Source organism: Variovorax sp. NFACC27 (genome assembly GCF_048301545.1).
In the GTDB taxonomy this organism is placed as follows: domain Bacteria; phylum Pseudomonadota; class Gammaproteobacteria; order Burkholderiales; family Burkholderiaceae_C; genus Variovorax; species Variovorax gossypii.
Genome location: NZ_CP157613.1, coordinates 5,658,344 through 5,675,819 on the forward strand (window position 1 = coordinate 5,658,344; position 17,476 = coordinate 5,675,819).

Annotated in this window: 18 protein-coding genes; 4 read left to right on the forward strand and 14 right to left on the reverse strand. The window is 66.2% G+C overall.

Features of this window, described 5'->3' with window-relative positions; translation table 11 throughout:
• Positions 1-11 precede the first annotated feature (11 nt).
• Genes ABL840_RS26505 through ABL840_RS26515 form a run of 3 tightly spaced genes read left to right on the forward strand, consistent with a single transcriptional unit; the run spans position 12 to position 1,692 of the window.
• The gene (locus ABL840_RS26505; RefSeq protein ID WP_093203324.1) at positions 12-461 is read left to right on the forward strand and encodes a GyrI-like domain-containing protein; all 450 of its coding nucleotides are present in this window, start codon (positions 12-14) and stop codon (positions 459-461) included.
• Positions 458-928, forward strand: a complete 471-nt coding sequence (locus ABL840_RS26510; protein ID WP_093303872.1) for an MGMT family protein — start codon at positions 458-460, stop codon at positions 926-928. Before ABL840_RS26505 ends, ABL840_RS26510 begins: the two co-directional genes overlap by 4 nt.
• On the forward strand, positions 928-1,692 hold the full coding sequence (locus tag ABL840_RS26515) for a helix-turn-helix transcriptional regulator (RefSeq protein ID WP_093203329.1): 765 nt from the start codon (positions 928-930) through the stop codon (positions 1,690-1,692). Before ABL840_RS26510 ends, ABL840_RS26515 begins: the two co-directional genes overlap by 1 nt.
• 37 nt (positions 1,693-1,729) lie before the next feature.
• Here ABL840_RS26515 and dnaB read toward each other — a convergent pair whose 3' ends face one another.
• The 7 genes from dnaB to ppsA all read right to left on the reverse strand — a co-directional run bounded on the left by dnaB (position 1,730) and on the right by ppsA (position 7,881).
• Positions 1,730-3,136: a replicative DNA helicase gene (gene dnaB / locus ABL840_RS26520; protein WP_093203332.1), complete on the reverse strand. Its 1,407-nt coding sequence runs from the start codon at positions 3,134-3,136 to the stop codon at positions 1,730-1,732.
• 179 nt (positions 3,137-3,315) lie between these two features.
• Positions 3,316-3,768 carry a 50S ribosomal protein L9 gene (rplI, locus tag ABL840_RS26525; RefSeq protein ID WP_093203335.1) on the reverse strand — a complete coding sequence of 151 codons (453 nt, stop codon included), beginning with the start codon at positions 3,766-3,768 and terminating at the stop codon, positions 3,316-3,318.
• A 12-nt stretch (positions 3,769-3,780) separates the two neighbouring features.
• A complete protein-coding gene (rpsR, locus tag ABL840_RS26530; RefSeq protein WP_007830781.1) occupies positions 3,781-4,062 on the reverse strand; it encodes a 30S ribosomal protein S18 in 282 nt (93 codons plus the stop codon).
• 21 nt (positions 4,063-4,083) lie between these two features.
• A complete protein-coding gene (priB, locus tag ABL840_RS26535; protein WP_093203337.1) occupies positions 4,084-4,398 on the reverse strand; it encodes a primosomal replication protein N in 315 nt (104 codons plus the stop codon).
• A gap of 4 nt (positions 4,399-4,402) precedes the next feature.
• Positions 4,403-4,777, reverse strand: coding sequence for a 30S ribosomal protein S6 (gene rpsF / locus ABL840_RS26540; RefSeq protein ID WP_019655917.1), 375 nt, complete (start codon positions 4,775-4,777; stop codon positions 4,403-4,405).
• Positions 4,778-4,892: 115 nt separating this feature from the next.
• A complete protein-coding gene (locus ABL840_RS26545; protein WP_093303869.1) occupies positions 4,893-5,342 on the reverse strand; it encodes a hypothetical protein in 450 nt (149 codons plus the stop codon).
• A gap of 145 nt (positions 5,343-5,487) precedes the next feature.
• Positions 5,488-7,881: a phosphoenolpyruvate synthase gene (gene ppsA, locus ABL840_RS26550; RefSeq protein WP_093303867.1), complete on the reverse strand. Its 2,394-nt coding sequence runs from the start codon at positions 7,879-7,881 to the stop codon at positions 5,488-5,490.
• A gap of 184 nt (positions 7,882-8,065) precedes the next feature.
• Here ppsA and ABL840_RS26555 point away from each other — a divergent pair, with 184 nt between their 5' ends.
• A complete protein-coding gene (locus tag ABL840_RS26555) occupies positions 8,066-8,887 on the forward strand; it encodes a pyruvate, water dikinase regulatory protein (RefSeq protein ID WP_093203586.1) in 822 nt (273 codons plus the stop codon).
• A 39-nt stretch (positions 8,888-8,926) separates the two neighbouring features.
• Here the strand turns inward: ABL840_RS26555 and ABL840_RS26560 are convergent, their stop codons facing one another.
• The 7 genes from ABL840_RS26560 to ahpC all read right to left on the reverse strand — a co-directional run bounded on the left by ABL840_RS26560 (position 8,927) and on the right by ahpC (position 17,415).
• On the reverse strand, positions 8,927-9,709 hold the full coding sequence (locus ABL840_RS26560; protein ID WP_093304176.1) for a heme ABC transporter ATP-binding protein: 783 nt from the start codon (positions 9,707-9,709) through the stop codon (positions 8,927-8,929).
• A gap of 20 nt (positions 9,710-9,729) precedes the next feature.
• A complete protein-coding gene (locus tag ABL840_RS26565; RefSeq protein ID WP_093303864.1) occupies positions 9,730-10,764 on the reverse strand; it encodes a FecCD family ABC transporter permease in 1,035 nt (344 codons plus the stop codon).
• Entirely contained in the window at positions 10,761-11,663 is a 903-nt protein-coding gene (locus tag ABL840_RS26570) for a heme/hemin ABC transporter substrate-binding protein (RefSeq protein ID WP_418116014.1), read from the reverse strand. The genes ABL840_RS26565 and ABL840_RS26570 overlap by 4 nt, the downstream gene beginning before the upstream one ends.
• On the reverse strand, positions 11,660-12,763 hold the full coding sequence (locus ABL840_RS26575; protein ID WP_093304171.1) for a ChuX/HutX family heme-like substrate-binding protein: 1,104 nt from the start codon (positions 12,761-12,763) through the stop codon (positions 11,660-11,662). Before ABL840_RS26575 ends, ABL840_RS26570 begins: the two co-directional genes overlap by 4 nt.
• 43 nt (positions 12,764-12,806) lie before the next feature.
• Positions 12,807-15,035, reverse strand: a complete 2,229-nt coding sequence (locus tag ABL840_RS26580; protein WP_093303862.1) for a TonB-dependent hemoglobin/transferrin/lactoferrin family receptor — start codon at positions 15,033-15,035, stop codon at positions 12,807-12,809.
• A gap of 159 nt (positions 15,036-15,194) precedes the next feature.
• Complete coding sequence (ahpF, locus tag ABL840_RS26585) at positions 15,195-16,751, reverse strand: alkyl hydroperoxide reductase subunit F (RefSeq protein ID WP_093303859.1); 1,557 nt, start codon at positions 16,749-16,751, stop codon at positions 15,195-15,197.
• Positions 16,752-16,842: 91 nt separating this feature from the next.
• Entirely contained in the window at positions 16,843-17,415 is a 573-nt protein-coding gene (ahpC, locus tag ABL840_RS26590) for an alkyl hydroperoxide reductase subunit C (protein ID WP_093203355.1), read from the reverse strand.
• Positions 17,416-17,476 lie beyond the last annotated feature (61 nt).

Genomic DNA, 17,476 nt, shown 5'->3' on the forward strand with positions numbered 1-17,476 from the left:
GGAAAAACCAAATGGAACCAGTTCGCCAGCACCATGACGCGTTCCGCGTCGCGGGCCTCACCATCCGCACCACCAACCGCGAGGAGAGCGACCCGGCCACGGCACGCATCGGAAAGCTGTGGGGCCGCTTCTTCGGCGAGGAAACCTATGCATCGACGCCGGACCGCACCGGCGACGCCCGCATCTTCAGCGTCTACTCGGCCTACGAATCGGACGCCCACGGCGCCTTCGACGTGACGGCGGGCGTCGCCGTCTCCGGCGGCGATGGCAGCCTTCCCGTGGAGGCCGGCGACTATCTGGTCTTCAACGGCCAGGGCCAGATGCCGCAGATGGTGATCGCCACCTGGGAGCGCATCTGGCAGTATTTCGAGGCGCACCCCGAGGTTGCCCGCCGGTATCGCAGCGACTTCGAAGCCTATGAAGGGCCGGACAAGGTGGCGATCCACATCGGAGTTTCATGAGCACCACGAAGAAGAGCTGGCGCGACCGACTGGCCAGCTACCCCCACCTGCCGAGCGTCAAGGAGATTCCCGCCGCCATGCGCTCCCGGCACGGCGAGGGAACCATCGCCACGCCATCGCCGCAGGAAGTAGAGGCAGCGATGCGCAACATTCCCGAGGGCCGACTCGCGACGGTGATGGGCATCGGCGAAGACATCGCGCTGCGCCACCAGGCGACCATCGGCTGCACCGTGACCACGGCGATCTTCGCGCACATGGTCGCGCACGCCGCCGAGGAAACACCGAAGACGGAAAGCGCAGCGCCCTGGTGGCGCACCCTCAAGATCGGCGGCGAGCTCAACCCCAAGTACCCCGGCGGCATCGAAGCACAGATGTCGAGGCTCGAGGCCGAGGGCCACACGGTCGTGCAGCGCGGCAAGCGCTATTTCGTCGAAGACTTCGCAAAGAAGCTCAACGGAGCCCGCTGATGCGCCGCGCCGACCGCCTCTTCCAGCTCGTGCAGCTCATCCGCGGCCGCCGGCTGACTACGGCCGCATTCCTTGCGCAGCGCCTCGAGGTGTCGGAGCGCACGGTGTATCGCGACATCGCCGACCTGCAGCACCAGGGCGTGCCCATCGAGGGCGAGGCCGGCGTGGGCTACCGGCTGGGCGCGGGCTTCGAGCTGCCGCCGCTGATGTTCACGCAGGACGAGGCCGCGGCGCTCGTGGCCGCGGCGCGGCTCGCGCAGAGCTGGGTCGATCCGGCACTGGCGCGCGACATCGAGACCGGGCTGGGCAAGATCCTGTCGGTGCTGCCGCCCGCGGCGCGCGTCTCGGCCGAGGCGCTGGCGCTCTATGCCCCGGGACTGGGCCTGGACGACACCCTGCGCGCGCGGCTGCAGACGCTGCGCGAGGCGACGCAGTCGCACAACAAGCTGCGGCTGCACTACCGCGACGTATCGGGCGACGCCAGCGAGCGCACGGTGCGTCCGCTGGGCTGCTTCTATTGGGGCAAGGTCTGGACGCTCTCGACATGGTGCGAGCTGCGCGACGACTTCCGGGGCTTCCGCCTGGACCGCATGGATGCGATCGAAGTGCTGCCCGATCGATTTCGCGACGAAGCAGGCAAGACGCTGGCCGACCTGCTGCGGCAGGTCAACGCCGAGACGGCGCAAGGCAAGGTGGTGCCGCAGAAGCCGGGCACGCCGCCGCCGTGGAACAACGGCAGCGGCAAGAACGGCAACACGGGCTGACGGCCCTCTTCTTCTTCAACGCCTTGGCGGCGCCGGATCAGTACTCGTCGTTGTTGCTGTAGCCGACCAGGTTCTCGAACTTGGTGAGCGGCTTCAGGAAGGCCAGCTTGACGGTGCCGGTCGGGCCGTTACGGTGCTTGCTGATGATCACCTCGGCCACGCCCGGCTCCTTCGACTCCTTGTTGTAGTAGTCGTCGCGGTAGATGAACATGATGATGTCCGCGTCCTGCTCGATGGCGCCGGATTCGCGCAAGTCGCTCATCATGGGACGCTTGTCGGTACGACTCTCCACGCCGCGGCTGAGCTGCGACAGCGCGATCACCGGGCACTTCAGCTCCTTCGCAAGCATCTTCAGGCCGCGCGAGATTTCGCCCACGGCAGTGGCGCGGTTCTCGTCGCCCGAGCTGCTGGTCGACATGAGCTGCAGGTAGTCGACCACGATCAGGCCCAGGCGCCCGTACTGGCGCGCCAGGCGGCGTGCGTTGGCGCGCAGCTCGCTGGTCGAGAGGCCCGGCGTCTCGTCGATGTGCAGCGACACGGTGCGCAGCTTCTCGATGGCTTCGGTGAGCCGCGGCCATTCCTCGTCGGTGAGCTTGCCGGTGCGCAGGTGACCCTGGTCGATGCGGCCGATGGAGCCCACGATACGCACCGCCAGCTGGGCGGCGCCCATTTCCATGGAGAACACGGCCACCGGCAGGCCTTCGTCGAGCGCCACATGCTCGGCGATGTTGATCGCGAGCGAGGTCTTGCCCATCGAGGGGCGCGCGGCCAGCACGATCATGTCGCCCGGCTGCAGGCCCGAAGTCATCTTGTCGAAGTCGTTGAAGCCGGTCCGAACGCCCGTGATGTCGTTCGGGTTCTCGGCCATCTCCGTCACGCGGTCGAGCAGGTCGACCACCAGGGCATCCATGCTCTGGAAGCCCTGCTTCATCCGCGTGCCTTCCTCGCCGATGTTGAAGATCTTCTGCTCGGCCTCGTCGAGGATCTTGTCCACCGCCTTGCCTTGCGGATTGAAGGCGTTGGTGGCGATCTCGTCGCTGGCGGAAACCAGTTTGCGAAGAATGGAGCGCTCGCGCACGATCTCGGCATAGCGGCGAATGTTGCTCGCGCTGGGCACGTACTGCGCGAGCGAATTCAGGTAGACCAGCCCGCCGATCTCGTCGGCCTTGCCGAGGTTCTGCAGCTGCTCGTAGACGGTGATCACGTCGGCCGGCTTGCTGGCGTTGATCAGCCCGCCGATGGCCGCGTAGATCAGCTTGTGCTCATGGCGGTAGAAGTCGCCGTCGACCAGCAGGTCGCCCATGCGGTCCCAGGCGCCGTTGTCGAGCAGCAGGCCGCCGAGCACGCTCGATTCGGCCTCGATGGAGTGAGGCGGAATGCGCAGTTGAGCGACTTGGCGGTCTGCCGACGGATCGTTGTCGGCATAGGAGAAAACGGCGGACATGGACTTCCCTTGCAACCCTGCATGCTAAGCCGCGCAGGTCGATGCGCGTGTGGACAAGGTTGTGAATAAACGGTGATCTTCCAGTGCAATCGGCTGGAAAAGACGGGACAACTCGCTCCCAGAAAAACAAAAGCCGCCCGAAGGCGGCTTTTGTGCAGCGCACGAGGCGCTGTGGAAGATCAGGCGGTTTCGCCGTAGACCGTCACGGTGATGTCGACCACCACGTCGGTGTGCAGGGCAACGCTCACGGTGCTGTCGCCAACGATCTTGATCGGACCGTTGGGCAGGCGCACTTGCGCCTTGGCAACCTTGTAGCCTTGCTTGCCCAGTTCTTCGGCGATGTCGCCGTTGGTGACCGAGCCGAACAGACGGCCGTCGACGCCAGCCTTTTGCGTCAGCTTGATGGTCGTGCCACCGAGCTTTTCGCCTTGGGCTTGCGATTCGGCCAGCTTGGCGGCCGCAGCCTTTTCGAGTTCGGCGCGCTTGGCTTCGAATTCGGCCTTGTTGGCGGCGGTAGCGCGGCGAGCGCGACCCGACGGGATCAGGAAGTTACGTGCGTAGCCGTCCTTGACCTTGACGATGTCGCCCAGGGCGCCGACGTTGACAACCTTGTCCAGAAGAATGATTTGCATGGTGTCGGCTCCTTAGACGCGGTGCTGGTCGCTGTACGGCACCATGGCCAGGAAGCGCGCGCGCTTGATGGCGGTGTTCAGCTGGCGCTGGTAGATCGCGCGCGTGCCGGTCAGGCGTGCGGGGATGATCTTGCCGTTTTCGCTGATGAAGTCACGCAGCGTGTCGATGTCCTTGTAGTCGATTTCCTCGACGCCAGCGACGGTGAAGCGGCAGAAGCGCTTGCGCTTGAACAGCAGCGACTGGGTGTTGCGCTTCGGGCGCTTGTCTTTGTTGAATTTCTTGAACGTGGCCATTTCGGGACCTCTTGTCGAAAATTAATCTTGCTGAAAATCCTGGATGTGCAGGACCGGATGCTTGCCGTTGCCCGGTGTCGCGAGGAAGCCCTGAAAACGCCAGAGACTTCCCATCGACTGTCTTGCGAGCCGTTCGGCGATGGCGCCGAAGGCAACGGCCTTGAGGGCCGTCTTCACCTGCCTGGGCTTTCCTGCCTCCTGGAGCGTCGACTCGTGTTCGAGCTTCAGATCTATGGCTGGCAAGCCGGCTGGCGTGAATCGCAGGGTTCCGAGTTCGGCAACGGAGGCGGTCAGCAGAAGCTGGTTGACCCCGGTTGCCGCAGCGGCGGCAGTCACGCCATCAGTTGTTGTTGGCGGCGTACTCGGCCTGCTGGGCCTTGCGGGCCTCTTCGCGCTCGACCGTCTTCATCATCGACGAAGGACCAGTTTCGGCCTTCTTCTTCTGGACGGTCAGGTGACGCAGAACGGCGTCGTTGAACTTGAACGCGTGTTCCAGTTCGCCCATCACGGTTTGCTCAGCTTCGATGTTGACGCACAGGTAGTGGGCCTTGTTGAGCTTGTTGATCTGGTAGGCCAGCTGACGGCGGCCCCAGTCTTCAACGCGGTGGACCTTGCCGCCGCCGGCCGTGATCAGGCCCTTGTAGCGCTCCAGCATGGCCGGAACTTGTTCGCTCTGATCCGGGTGGATCAGCAAAATGATTTCGTAGTGACGCATGGCACTCCTTGTGGATTCTTCCGAGGAAGAGGAAAAGCCACCTGCAGCGTCGGGCGCAGTGTGGCAAGGCAAAGCCGGCAATTATAGCCCTGCCGGAAGCGATCCGGCAAGTTGCTCAGTCGTTGAGCGCCTTGTCGAGCGGCGCGGCCTTCTCGGCGCCGACGGCCGCGCGGATCTTCGGCGCCAGCGCCAGCAGGTCGTCGTAGCCCGTCGCGGCCTCGACCTGGAGGTTGAGCCGGAAGCCCTTCAGCCCCAGGCCGCCGGTCAGCTGGGTCGCGATGGGATAGGCATCCTTATAGCGCTGCTGCTTGCTGCGACCGGAAGAGCCCTGGACAGGCGCGGCACTCTCCGCAGAAGGCGTCGCGCTTCCCGCCACCGGCTCCAGCACACCCAGAGCGACCATCTGGTCGATGTCTTCGCGGACGATGCCCATGCCGGCAGCCAGCACGTCATCGACCGAGCGCTTGCCGTCGAACAGGATGAACGCCGAGCGCTGGCGTGGCGAAAGCGGGACCGAGCGGTCCTTCAGTGCCTGGTGGCCGGCTTCTGTCTTGACGAGGATCATGGTGGTCTTCCCTTCCGGGATACGCCCGTGAGTCCCGCCAGTCTGGCATCAAATACGCAATTTGTTTCAATCGCACTCCCGGGTCGCGGGAATCCCCCCATGGGGATTACCGCAATCCAGGAGCTTCGGCCTTCGACCTGCTTGCTCAGCGCTTGGCGAGCTGCTGCCAGGTGTCGATCACGCTGTCGGGGTTCAGCGAGATCGATTCGATCCCCTGCTCCGCCAGCCACAGCGCGAAGTCGGGATGGTCGCTGGGGCCCTGGCCGCAGATGCCGACGTACTTGCCCTGCGACTTGCAGGCCTTGATGGCGCGGCTCAGCATGGCCTTGACGGCCGGATCGCGCTCGTCGAAGTCGGCGGCCAGCAGCTCGAGGCCCGAGTCGCGGTCCAAGCCCAGCGTGAGCTGGGTCAGGTCGTTCGAGCCGATCGAGAAGCCATCGAAGTACTCCAGGAACTCGTCGGCCAGCACGGCGTTGCTCGGCACCTCGCACATCATGATCAGCTTGAGCTCGTTCTCGCCGCGCTTCAGGCCGTGCTCGGCCAGCAGGCCGGTCACGCGCTCGGCCTGGCCCAGGGTGCGCACGAAGGGCACCATGATCTGCACGTTGGTCAGGCCCATGTCGTTGCGCACGCGCTTGAGCGCCTCGCATTCCATGGCGAAGGCCTCGCCGAAGTCGGCGCTCAGGTAGCGCGCGGCGCCGCGGAAGCCCAGCATCGGGTTCTCTTCCTCCGGCTCGTAGCGGCTGCCGCCGATCAGCTTGCGGTACTCGTTCGACTTGAAGTCCGACAGGCGCACGATGACCTTCTTCGGCCAGAAGGCCGCGGCGATGGTCGCGATGCCCTCGGCCACCTTGTCGACGTAGAAGGCGCGCGGCGAGGCATGGCCTCGGGCCACCGACTCAACGGCCTTCTTCAGGTCGTTGTCGACGTTCGGGTAGTCGAGGATCGCCTTCGGGTGCACGCCGATGTTGTTGTTGATGATGAACTCGAGCCGCGCCAGACCCACGCCGTGGTTCGGCAGCTGCGCGAAGTCGAAGGCGAGCTGGGGGTTGCCCACGTTCATCATCAGCTGGATGTCGATCTCGGGCATCACGCCGCGCTGCACCTCGGTCACTTCGGTCTCGAGCAGGCCGTCGTAGATGAGGCCGGTGTCGCCCTCGGCGCAGCTCACCGTGACCAGCGTGCCGTCCTTCAGCAGGTCGGTGGCGTCGCCACAGCCGACCACGGCCGGAATGCCCAGCTCGCGCGCGATGATGGCCGCGTGGCAGGTGCGCCCGCCGCGGTTGGTGACGATGGCAGAGGCACGCTTCATCACCGGTTCCCAGTTGGGGTCGGTCATGTCGGTGACGAGCACGTCGCCGGCCTGCACCTGGTCCATTTCGCTGATGCTGTGCACGAGCCGCACGGGGCCGGTGCCGATCTTCTGGCCGATGGCACGGCCTTCGGCCAGCACCGCGCCCTTGCCGAGCAGCTTGTAGCGCTGCTCGGCCTTGCCCTGCTGCTGGCTCTTCACCGTCTCGGGACGGGCCTGCAGGATGTAGAGCTGGCCGTCGGTGCCGTCCTTGCCCCACTCGATGTCCATCGGGCGGCCGTAGTGCTGCTCGATCACCAGTGCGTACTTGGCCAGTTGCTCGACCTCGGAGTCGGTCAGCGAATAGCGGTTGCGCTGCTCGGCCTTGACGTCGGTGGTCTTCACCAGCTTGCCGGTCGCCTTCTTTTCTTCAGGCGTGGCGAACTCCATCTGGATCAGCTTGGAACCGAGGTTGCGGCGGATGACGGCCTTCTTGCCGGCCTTCAGGGTCGGCTTGTGCACGTAGAACTCGTCGGGGTTCACCGCGCCCTGCACCACCGTCTCGCCCAGGCCGTAGCTGGAGGTGATGAATACCACGTCCTCGAAGCCCGACTCGGTGTCGATGGTGAACATCACGCCCGCGGCGCCGAGGTCGGAGCGCACCATGCGCTGCACGCCGGCAGACAGCGCGACCACGTCGTGCTCGAAGCCCTTGTGCACGCGGTAGCTGATGGCGCGGTCGTTGTAGAGGGAGGCGAACACCTCCTTCATCTTGTGCAGCACGTCGTCGATGCCGACCACGTTCAGGAAGGTTTCCTGCTGGCCAGCGAAGGAGGCGTCGGGCAGGTCTTCAGCGGTGGCCGAGGAACGCACGGCGAACGATGCCGACGGATTGCCGGCGCTCAGCGTGGCGAAAGCCGCGGTGATGGCCTTCTGCAGATCGGCCGGGAACGGCTGGGCCTCGACCATGCCGCGGATCTCGGCGCCGGCGGCGGCAAGAGCACGCACGTCTTCGACGTTCAGGGCGGCCAGGCGCTTGCTGATCTTGTCGGCCAGGCCGTCATGGGCCAGGAACTGGCGAAATGCGTGCGCCGTGGTCGCGAAACCGGTGGGCACCCGCACGCCTTGTGGCAGCTGCGAGATCATTTCGCCGAGGCTGGCGTTCTTGCCGCCAACCGCCTCGACGTCGGTCATTCTCAGGTTTTCAAACGGTACGACCAGGGCGGTCGCGTCGAATAGTGCAGACATGGGAAAGCTCCAGAAGTTGAAACCTGTGCCGCATGCAGACGGCGCGGCACGATCGTTCTCGTTGCTTTGGGTGCGGGCGCGGTGTGCATGGAGAGAATTGGGGTTGGGAAAGCGGATTCCCGATAATGGCCCTGATTGTAGGCGGGGCAAGGTTGTCCCTGCCGCAGGACAAGGCCGCATGACCATGCATTCACGCACTGTTTTCTTTGTTTCAGACGGCACCGGCATCACCGCCGAGACCTTCGGCAACGCCGTTCTGGCCCAGTTCGAGATGAAGCCGCGCCACGTGCGGCTGCCTTTCACAGACACGGTCGACAAGGCCCACCAGGCGGTGAGGCAAATAAACCACACCGCCGAAATCGAGGGCGTCCGGCCCATCGTCTTCACCACGCTGGCCAACATGGACGTGCTGGAAGTGATCGAAACCGGCTGCAAGGGCATGCTGCTGGACATGTTCGGCACCTTCGTGCGCCCCCTCGAGATCGAACTGGCCATGAAGTCGAACCACCGCATCGGCCGCTTCAGCGACGTCAGCAAGAGCAAGGAATACAACGACCGCATCGCCGCGATCGACTTCAGCCTGCAGCACGACGACGGCCAGAGCAACCGCGATCTCGAGGGCGCCGACGTGATCCTGGTGGGCGTGAGCCGTAGCGGCAAGACGCCCACCTCGCTCTACCTGGCGATGCAGCACGGCCTGAAGGCGGCCAACTACCCGCTGATTCCGGAAGATTTCGACCGCCGCCAGCTTCCGCCGGCCCTGATTCCGCATCGCAAGAAGATCTTCGGCCTGACCATCCAGCCCGAGCGGCTCAGCGAGATCCGCAACGAGCGGCGGCCCAATTCGCGCTACGCCAGCATCGAGAACTGCCGCCACGAGGTGGCCGAGGCCGAGGCGATGATGCGGCGCGCGGGCATCCGCTGGCTCTCGACCACCACCAAGTCGATCGAGGAAATCGCCACCACGATCCTGCAGGAGCTGCGGCCGGAGCGGCTGGTCTACTGAGCTCGCTATCTTTCAAATAGCAAACGGCATCCGGCGGCCCTAGCCGAAGAGATACTGGACCGTGCCGTCCGTGCTGGTTACGGGCTGGCATGGCGTGCCCCACACGGCTTCGATCAGCCCCGGCTGCAGCACCTCGGCCGCCGCGCCCTGCACCAGCCCACCCGAGGCTCCGCCGAGCACCACCACCTCGTCGGCATAGCGCCGCGCCAGGTTCAGGTCGTGCAGCACGGCCACCACGCCCACGCCGCGAGCGGCCCAGTCGCGCAGCAGGCGCATCGCCGAGTGCTGATGGGCGAGATCCAGCGCCGCCGTGGGCTCGTCGAGCAGCAGCCAGCGGCTCGCGCCGTCGTGCCTCGGATGCCACAGCTGGGCCAGCGCCCGCGCCATGTGCGCCCTCGCCTTCTCGCCGCCCGACAGGGTGTTGAGGATGCGTGGCGCCAGCGCCGACACGTCGGTCAGCGACATCGCCTCGTCGACGATCGCGTCCTCGTCCAGCCCCGGCGCGCGGCGATGCGGGTAACGGCCCAGCGCCACGATCTCCTGCGCGGTGAAGTCGAAGGCGACCGCGCTCTCCTGCGGCATCAGCGCCCGGCGCAGCGCCAGTTCGGGCATGCCGTGTTCCGCGAGCGGGCGGCCGTCGAGCGACACGCTGCCCCGGGTCGGTGCGCGCTGGCCGGCCAGCACCGAAAGCAGCGTCGACTTGCCCGCGCCGTTGGGCCCGAGGATGGCGGTCACCCTGCCCGGCGCGAGATGGACCGAGGCGCCGGCCAGCAGCGTCTTGCCGCCCACCTGGACCTCCACGTCGGAGCAGCACAAGGCCATCGGATCGCGTTGCACCGCAGTCATATGCGCCCCCTGAAGCGCCGCAGCATCCAGAGGAACATCGGCACGCCGATGAAGGCCGTGAGCACGCCCAGCGGCAGCTCGGCCGGTGCCATCGCCGTGCGCGCCACGGTATCGGCGGCCAGCACCAGCGCAGCACCGAGCAGCGCCGACGCCGGCAGCACCACACGGTGATCCGGCCCCGCCACCATGCGCACCCAGTGCGGCGCGATCAGGCCGATGAAGCCGATGATCCCGGTCGTCGCCGTCACCGCGCCCACGGCCACTGCCGTGACGAGGATGGCGCGCCGCTTGACGCGCTCCACGTCCACGCCGAGCAACGCCGCCTGCGCCTCGCCCAGCGCGATGGCATTGAGCGGTGCCACCAGCGATCGCGCCGCCACGCACGCAAGCAGCACCGCCGCGCCGACCAGCAGCACGGCGCTCCAGCGCGCGCCGCCCAGGCTGCCCAGCAGCCAGAACTGCAGGCTGCGCAACTGCTCGTCGGTCGCCATCACGCTGAGAAAACCGAGCCCCGCGCTCGCCAGCGCATTCACCGCAATGCCAGCGAGCAGCATCAGCGCCATGCGCGTGCCGCCCTCGCTGCGCGACAGGGTGTAGATCAGCAGGGTCACCGACAGCCCGCCGCCGAAGGCCATGAGCACCAGAGTCCAGCTGCCGAGCGTGCGCGGCAGCACCGGCCAGAACCACGCGCCGAGGATGATCGTCATGCCCGCCGCAAGCGCCGCGCCGCTGCTGATGCCCACCAGCCCCGGATCGGCCAGCGGGTTGCGGAACAGCCCCTGCATCAGCGTGCCCGCCATGCCGAGGCCCGCGCCGGCCGCCACGCCGAGCACGAGGCGCGGCAGGCGGATGTTGAGGAACACGAGGTGCTCGGGCGACTTGTCGGCGCCCTGCCCCAGCGTCGCCAGCACATTCCAGAGCTGCGGCAGGCTGATGGCATAGGCGCCCGACACCGCCCCCACCACGAGGGCCGCGACGAGCAGCAGCGCGCTGCCGCCCAGCACAGCCCGGGCCGTGAAGCGCTGCGTCATGCCAGCGCGGCCAGGAATTTCTCGTGCAGCTCCGCAACGGCCGACGGCATGCGCGGGCCGAAGCCCAGCAGGAGCAGCGCGTCCTGCGTGATGAGGCTGCGCTTCCTGAACGCCGGCGTGAGCGCGAGCTCGGGCCGCTCCCAGAACCTGTCGACGCCGCCGTGGGCCTCGATGCTCTGCGTACTGGTGAGGATGATGTCCGGCGCGGCGCTGGCCATGGCCTCGGCCGTCATCGGCCTGTAGCCCTGGAAGCCGCCGAGCGCATTGACGCCGCCGGCGAAGCCGATCACCGAATGCGCGGCGGTCTTTTCGCCCGAGACCTGCGGGCTCGCGCTGTGCGAGAGCACGAACAGCACGCGCGGCTTGCGCCCCTTTCCAGCGGCGGCGGCCACTCGCTGCTGCACCTGGTTCCACTCGGCATCGAGCCGTGCCTGCAGTTCGCGCGCCTGCGCCTCGCGCGCAGCGGCGCGGCCGACGGCCTGCACCTTGCGCTGCACCTCGCCCCAGCTGTGGTCGGCCTCGATGATCTCGACCTTCACGCCCGCGCTGCGGACCTGGTCGAGCACCACGGCCGGACCCGACTCGTTGGTGGCGATGATCGCGTCGGGCTTGAGCGACAGCAGGCCCTCGGCCGAGAGCTGGCGCATGTAGCCTACCTTGGGCGTGGAGCGCGCGGCCGCGGGATAGAGGCTGGTCGTGTCGGTGCCGACGAGCTGGGCCTGCGCGCCCAGCAGGTACACGACTTCGGTGATCGCGCCGCTGACGGTCACGAGCTTCGGCAGTTTCGCATCCTGCGCGAACAGCGGCAGTACGGTGGTGCTGAGCGACGATGCGCCGAGCAGGCGCAGCACGTCGCGGCGCTGGGGAAGGCGGTGGGACATTTCGTCGAAGCCGGTCATTGGTTCTGTGCCGTAGGTTGAAGACGCGGAAGCTCGCGCACGATGCGCCGCCATTCTTCGCGCTCCGGCACGCCGGGCTTGCGCGCGCCGAAGAACATCGCCATCAGCTCGCCATGCTGGTCGAAGGCCTCGACCGAGGTCACCACGCCGTCGCTGGTCGGCTTCTCGACGATCCACACGCTGGCGATGCGGTCTTCGCGCAGGTGCAGGTTGAAGCCCGGGTCGAGCACGTTGAGCCAGCGGATTGGCGGAGCGTTCTCGTCGGGGTTCTTCATCTCCATCGGCTCGATGCGGATCACCGGGCCGGTATGGATCTGGATGCAGCCAGGGCTGCCGACGAACACCATGATCGGCGTGCCGTCGAACGCGGCCTCGTGCAGCAGTCCGCGAATGGCACTCGCATCGGCGCGCTGCGTGAATTCGCCCTCGGTGAGACGAAAGCTCTGCTGGCGCTCGACGTCGAACTTCTTCAGCAAGCCGAAGAACTCGTGCGTATCCTGCATGCCGCGCCAGGCTTCGGAGAGGCCGCCGGCGTCGATGGCGCCGTCCTCGCGCGGTGCAGCCTTGTCCTCCGCTGCGGCAAAGGCGACAGGCTCGTCGGGTGTTGCAGTGAAGCTGTCGACGACCGACTGGAACGCATCCCGGTCGGTGGCTTCGCGCACGAAGATCTTGTGCACGGCCACGCCCTCCGGATTGAAGAATTGCAGGCTCAGCGAAGGCAGCACGCCGGGGTTCGCGGCGGCCTCGCTCACCGCGAAGCCCGCATGCCAGCGGCTGAAGAACAGGCGCAGGTCGATGGCCTCGCCCAGCGCGAGCCCCATCGCCTCGCTGCCCGACACCTTCTCGTAGACGCCGGTCTTCTCGTGCACGGTAGTCTCGTTGCGCGTGAGCGCGAGCAAGGGCCCGCACAGCTCCAGCGCCTGCAGCAGCTCCACCCAGGGACCGCGCAGGCGCGTGGCGCGCAGGGCCTTGTCGTGCGCGCCGGTGTGCGCGGCCACCGCCGCGCCTTCAGACAGGCTCATGGCCGCGGCAGCGTCCTTGTGGCGCATGCCCTTGGCACGCAGCGCGGCGAAACGATCTCGGATGTCTTCGGCATTCATCATCGGGTTTCCTTTCCTTGTTCGGGGACGGCGGCGGGGTCGATCAGAAGTCCGCCACCAGCGACACGTTGAAGCTGCGCCCCGGCTGGGTGTAGGCGTCGCGGATGTTCGACGTCGAGGTCAGGCCGCGCACGTCGCTCCACATCCAGTAGCGCTTGTTGGTGAGGTTGGTGATCGATGCGTTCAGGCGCAGGTCCTTGCGGATTCGCCACTGCGCGCTCAGGTCGAAGGTGGTGGCAGCGGGTGTCTGGAACTGGGTACCGGTCGTGACCTCGGTGCCGTCGATGTCGGACCACTTCTTGCGCGCGTGGTTCACGGCGTCGAGGCGCACGCTCCACACCGGCGCCTGGTACTTGATGCCGACGCTGGCCTTGCTCGGGTCGATCGAATTGAGCGGCCGGTTGTTGGTGCGGTCGCGGCCGCGCGTCTGTCCGTAGGCGAAGGGCACGGAGAAGCCGTTGCCGTCGTTGGTGAAATCGAGCTCGCCCTTGATCTCGAAGCCGCTGATGCGTGCGCGCCCGATGTTGACCGACTGGAAGGTGGCCGGGTTGGTGCGCGAGCCGAACACGCCGCCGACCTGGCGGTCGTTCTCGATCAGGTCCTTGTAGTCGCCGGTGAAGGCGGCCACGTCGAAGCTCAGGATGCCGGTGCGCCCGCGCAGGCCGAGTTCGATGTTCTGGCTCTTCTCGGGCTTGAGGTTCGGGTTGGGAATGGTCCTGTAGCCCGAGATCACGTTCTCGAAGAAGTTGTTGACCTGAAAGGCGTTGGGAGCCTTGAAGCCCGAGGCGTAGTTGCCGTACACGCTCCACTGCGGCGTAGCACGGAACAGCACGCCCAGCTTGGGCGAAACGGCCGAACCCGAGAGCGACACGGCCTGCGCATTGAAGCCGGCCTGCTTGGCGTCGAGCGAGAAGCGGTCGAAGCGGATGCCGGGCGTGATGCTCCAGCGGTCGTGGATGAACTCGTCCTGCACGTAGAACGCCGACGAGGTCTCGCGCGTGTCGGGGAAGCGCTTGAGCGGGTAGCTCTCGCCGGTCGGCGGCACCAGGCCGGTCTGCAGGTTCTCGACGTTGGTGCGGGTGTAGTCGAAGCCGTAGGTGATCTTCTGCGCCCAGTCACCCATGCGGATGGTCTTGTCGGCCTGCAGGCCGAGCTGCCAGGTGCTCTCGTCGTAGGTGACGTCGCGCGTGCGGTCGGCGGCGGTGTAGCGGTCTTCGTAGATGAACTCTCGCGACTTCGCCTTCTGGTAGCTCACCACGGCGAGCAGGTTGTCGGCCACGGCGGCGTTCAGGCGCAGGCGGCCGTCGTAGGTGAAGCGGTCGCGCTGCAGGTCGGTCTTCGCGTTGAGGCCGATAACCGACGTGGACGCAAAGGGCGGCTTGGAGGCGCCCGAGAGCAGGTCGTAGCGGCTGGTCTTGTCGATGTGCTCGAAGGTGAAGCCGTGGCGCTGGTCGGCGTTGGGCGTGAGGATGACCTTGGCGAGCAGCGCCTTGTTGCGGTCGCGCTGCGGGTTGGGCGTGGTGCGGTCGACGTTGGCTGCGTTGTTGGTGCCCATGTTCTCCAGCGCGCTGGAGCGGCCCACGTTGGCCGAGATGAGCCACTGCAGCGTGTCGTTGGCCTTGCCTGCGAGCGTGACGCCGCCGCGCGTGCCGTTGTCGTCGCCGCTGTAGCCGATGCTGGCGCTGCCGCCGAAGCTCTTGCCGTCGCGCAGGTAGGACGAAGGGTCGCGCGTGATGAAGTTCACCAGGCCCGCGAGGCCGTCGGAGCCGTAGAGCGCGGAGGCCGGGCCCTTGATGATCTCGATGCGCTCGACGAGGCCGATGTCGAAGTAGTCGCGCCCGAATGCGTTGGCGCTGAAAACATAGCTGCGCGGCGTGCGGATGCCGTCGGTCAGCAGCAGTACGCGGTTGCCGTCGAGGCCGCGGATGTTGAAGCCGGCGTTGCCGTCGCGGCCGGTGTTGCCCTGCGCGAGGCCGAAGCGCGCGGGAGAGCGCTTGACCGACACGTTCGGCAGGTCGCGCACGGCATCGCGGATGTCGGTGATCTGCTTCGATTCGATGTCGTCGCGGCCGATGACCTCGGTGCTCACCGCGAGGTCGTCCCTCGCCTGCTCGGAGCGCGAACCGCTCACCACCACTTCGTTGAGCGCCGCGACGCGCTGCTGTGCCCACGAGGGCGCGGCAAGGCCGAGCCCGGAGGCGATCAGGCAAGGCAGAAGAGCAACGCGAGGGGCAAGGCGATGGGAAGGACGGAGCTTGGTTTGGGCGGCCACGAAAAAGGTCCAGAAAACAGTTAAGAAACTGCTCGCTGGACCTCTTGGCGCAGGCGGCTGCGCATGGTGACCTGGCTGGCATTGAAGGGCCCCGACACTGCGGGGCCCGAGCCGGTCATTTTATGAGAATAATTCTCAACTAAACAACCAAATGCTTACTTATGCTGGGGCCGATGTGCGGATCAGATGGTCGAACGCACCCAGTGCAGCCTTCGCGCCGTCGCCGGCAGCGATGATGATCTGCTTGAACGGCACCGTGGTCGCATCGCCCGCCGCGAACACGCCCGGCACGGAGGTCTGGCCGCGCGCGTCGACGATGATCTCGCCGTGCCTCGACAGCTCGACCGTGCCCTTGAGCCAGTCGGTGTTGGGCACCAGGCCGATCTGGATGAACACGCCCTCGAGCTCGACCGTCTTCGACTCGCCCGTCGCGCGGTCCTTGTAGATCAGGCCGTTGACCTTCTGGTCGCCGGTGATCTCGGTGGTCTGCGCGTTGGTGAACACGTCGACGTTCTTCAGGCTCCTGAGCTTGCGCTGCAGGACCGCGTCGGCGCGAAGCTGCGTGTCGAACTCGATCAGAGTGACGTGGCCCACGATGCCGGCGAGGTCGATCGCCGCCTCGACGCCCGAGTTGCCGCCGCCGATCACCGCGACGCGCTTGCCCTTGAACAGCGGGCCGTCGCAGTGCGGGCAGTAGGCCACGCCCTTGTTCTTGAACTCGTGCTCGCCGGGCACGTTGATGTTGCGCCAGCGCGCGCCGGTCGAGATGATGACCGACTTGCTCTTGAGCGAGGCACCGCTCTCGAGCTGCACTTCGATGAGGCCGTTGCCCGGCACCAGCGCCTTGGCGCGCTGCAGGTTCATGATGTCGACGTCGTAGTCGCGCACATGCTCCTCGAGCGCGTGAGCGAACTTCGGTCCTTCGGTTTCCTTGATCGAGATGAAGTTCTCGATGCCCATAGTGTCGAGCACCTGGCCGCCGAAACGCTCGGAGGCGACGCCGGTGCGAATGCCCTTGCGCGCGGCGTACACGGCAGCCGCGGCGCCCGCGGGGCCGCCGCCGACGATCAGCACGTCGAACGGGTCCTTGCCGGCGATCTTCTTCGCTTCGCGCTCGACGCCGCTGGTGTCGATCTTGGCGAGGATTTCCTCCAGGCTCATGCGGCCCTGGCCGAACTCGGTGCCGTTGAGGAACACGGTCGGCACGGCCATGATCTGGCGTTCCTTGACTTCGTCCTGGAAGGTGCCGCCTTCGATCATCGTGGTGCGGATGCGCGGGTTCTGCACGGCCATCAGGTTCAGTGCCTGGACCACGTCGGGGCAGTTGTGACAGGTGAGCGAGACGTAGATCTCGAACTCGAAGTCGCCGTCGAGCGCCTTGATCTGGTCGAGCACGGCCTGCTCGACCTTCGGGGGATAGCCGCCGATCTGCAGCAGGGCAAGGATCAGCGACGTGAATTCGTGGCCCATCGGCAGGCCGGCAAAGCGCGGGCCATGGTTTTCGCTCGGGCGGTTGACCGAGAACGAGGGCTTGCGGTGGTTGTCGTCGCGGCTTTCGGTCAGCCTGACCAGCGGGGACGACTCGGCGACGTCCTTCAGCAGCGACAGCATCTCGCCCGAGGCCTTGCTGTCGTCGAGCGAGGCGACGATCTCGATCGGCTGTGTGGCGCGTTCGAGGTAACTCTTCAATTGGGCTTTGGTGCTTGCGTCGAGCATGAGGGACTCTCTTTCGATAACTGGAAACTATCAACTGGGGACAAAAAAGCCCGGGGCCTCGTGAGCGCCCGGGCTTTCGCGCGGGAGGCGCTTAGATCTTGCCGACGAGGTCGAACGAGGGCTTCAGCGTTTCGGCGCCTTCGGTCCACTTGGCGGGGCAGACTTCACCGGGGTGAGCGGCGACGTACTGGGCAGCCTTCACGCGGCGCAGCAGTTCGGCGGCGTCACGGCCGATGCCGTTGTCGTGCACTTCGATGGTCTTGATCTTGCCTTCGGGGTCGATCACGAAGGTGCCACGGTAGGCCAGGCCGGCGTCTTCGCCTTCTTCGATCAGCACCTGGAAAGCACGGGCCAGTTGCTGGCTCGGGTCGCCGATCAGCGGGTACTTGACCTTGCCGATGGTGTCCGAGGTGTCGTGCCATGCCTTGTGGGTGAAGTGGGTGTCGGTCGACACGCCATAGATCTCGACGCCCAGCTTCTGGAATTCGGCGTAGTGATCGGCCAGGTCGCCGAGTTCGGTGGGACACACGAACGTAAAGTCAGCCGGGTAGAACACCACGACCGACCACTTGCCCTTGAAGTTCTCGTTGCTGACGGGCACGAACTTGCCGTTGTGATAAGCGGTGGCCTTGAAGGGGATGATTTCGGTATTGATCAGGGACATTGATGCTTCCTTGTGATGGCTGATGAAAAGGGCGAGCCATCAGTATAACTACCAATCAGAT

Excerpts from the sequence above, each read along its gene's own strand:
- ABL840_RS26505 (WP_093203324.1), top strand. The coding sequence starts at position 12 with ATGGAACCAGTTCGCCAGCACCATGACGCGTTCCGCGTCGCGGGCCTC.
- ABL840_RS26510 (WP_093303872.1), top strand. The coding sequence starts at position 458 with ATGAGCACCACGAAGAAGAGCTGGCGCGACCGACTGGCCAGCTACCCC.
- ABL840_RS26515 (WP_093203329.1), top strand. The coding sequence starts at position 928 with ATGCGCCGCGCCGACCGCCTCTTCCAGCTCGTGCAGCTCATCCGCGGC.
- dnaB (WP_093203332.1), bottom strand. The coding sequence starts at position 3,136 with ATGTCCGCCGTTTTCTCCTATGCCGACAACGATCCGTCGGCAGACCGC.
- rplI (WP_093203335.1), bottom strand. The coding sequence starts at position 3,768 with ATGCAAATCATTCTTCTGGACAAGGTTGTCAACGTCGGCGCCCTGGGC.
- rpsR (WP_007830781.1), bottom strand. The coding sequence starts at position 4,062 with ATGGCCACGTTCAAGAAATTCAACAAAGACAAGCGCCCGAAGCGCAAC.
- rpsF (WP_019655917.1), bottom strand. The coding sequence starts at position 4,777 with ATGCGTCACTACGAAATCATTTTGCTGATCCACCCGGATCAGAGCGAA.
- ABL840_RS26545 (WP_093303869.1), bottom strand. The coding sequence starts at position 5,342 with ATGATCCTCGTCAAGACAGAAGCCGGCCACCAGGCACTGAAGGACCGC.
- ppsA (WP_093303867.1), bottom strand. The coding sequence starts at position 7,881 with ATGTCTGCACTATTCGACGCGACCGCCCTGGTCGTACCGTTTGAAAAC.
- ABL840_RS26555 (WP_093203586.1), top strand. The coding sequence starts at position 8,066 with ATGCATTCACGCACTGTTTTCTTTGTTTCAGACGGCACCGGCATCACC.
- ABL840_RS26560 (WP_093304176.1), bottom strand. The coding sequence starts at position 9,709 with ATGGCCTTGTGCTGCTCCGACGTGGAGGTCCAGGTGGGCGGCAAGACG.
- ABL840_RS26565 (WP_093303864.1), bottom strand. The coding sequence starts at position 10,764 with ATGACGCAGCGCTTCACGGCCCGGGCTGTGCTGGGCGGCAGCGCGCTG.
- ABL840_RS26570 (WP_418116014.1), bottom strand. The coding sequence starts at position 11,663 with ATGACCGGCTTCGACGAAATGTCCCACCGCCTTCCCCAGCGCCGCGAC.
- ABL840_RS26575 (WP_093304171.1), bottom strand. The coding sequence starts at position 12,763 with ATGAATGCCGAAGACATCCGAGATCGTTTCGCCGCGCTGCGTGCCAAG.
- ahpF (WP_093303859.1), bottom strand. The coding sequence starts at position 16,751 with ATGCTCGACGCAAGCACCAAAGCCCAATTGAAGAGTTACCTCGAACGC.
- ahpC (WP_093203355.1), bottom strand. The coding sequence starts at position 17,415 with ATGTCCCTGATCAATACCGAAATCATCCCCTTCAAGGCCACCGCTTAT.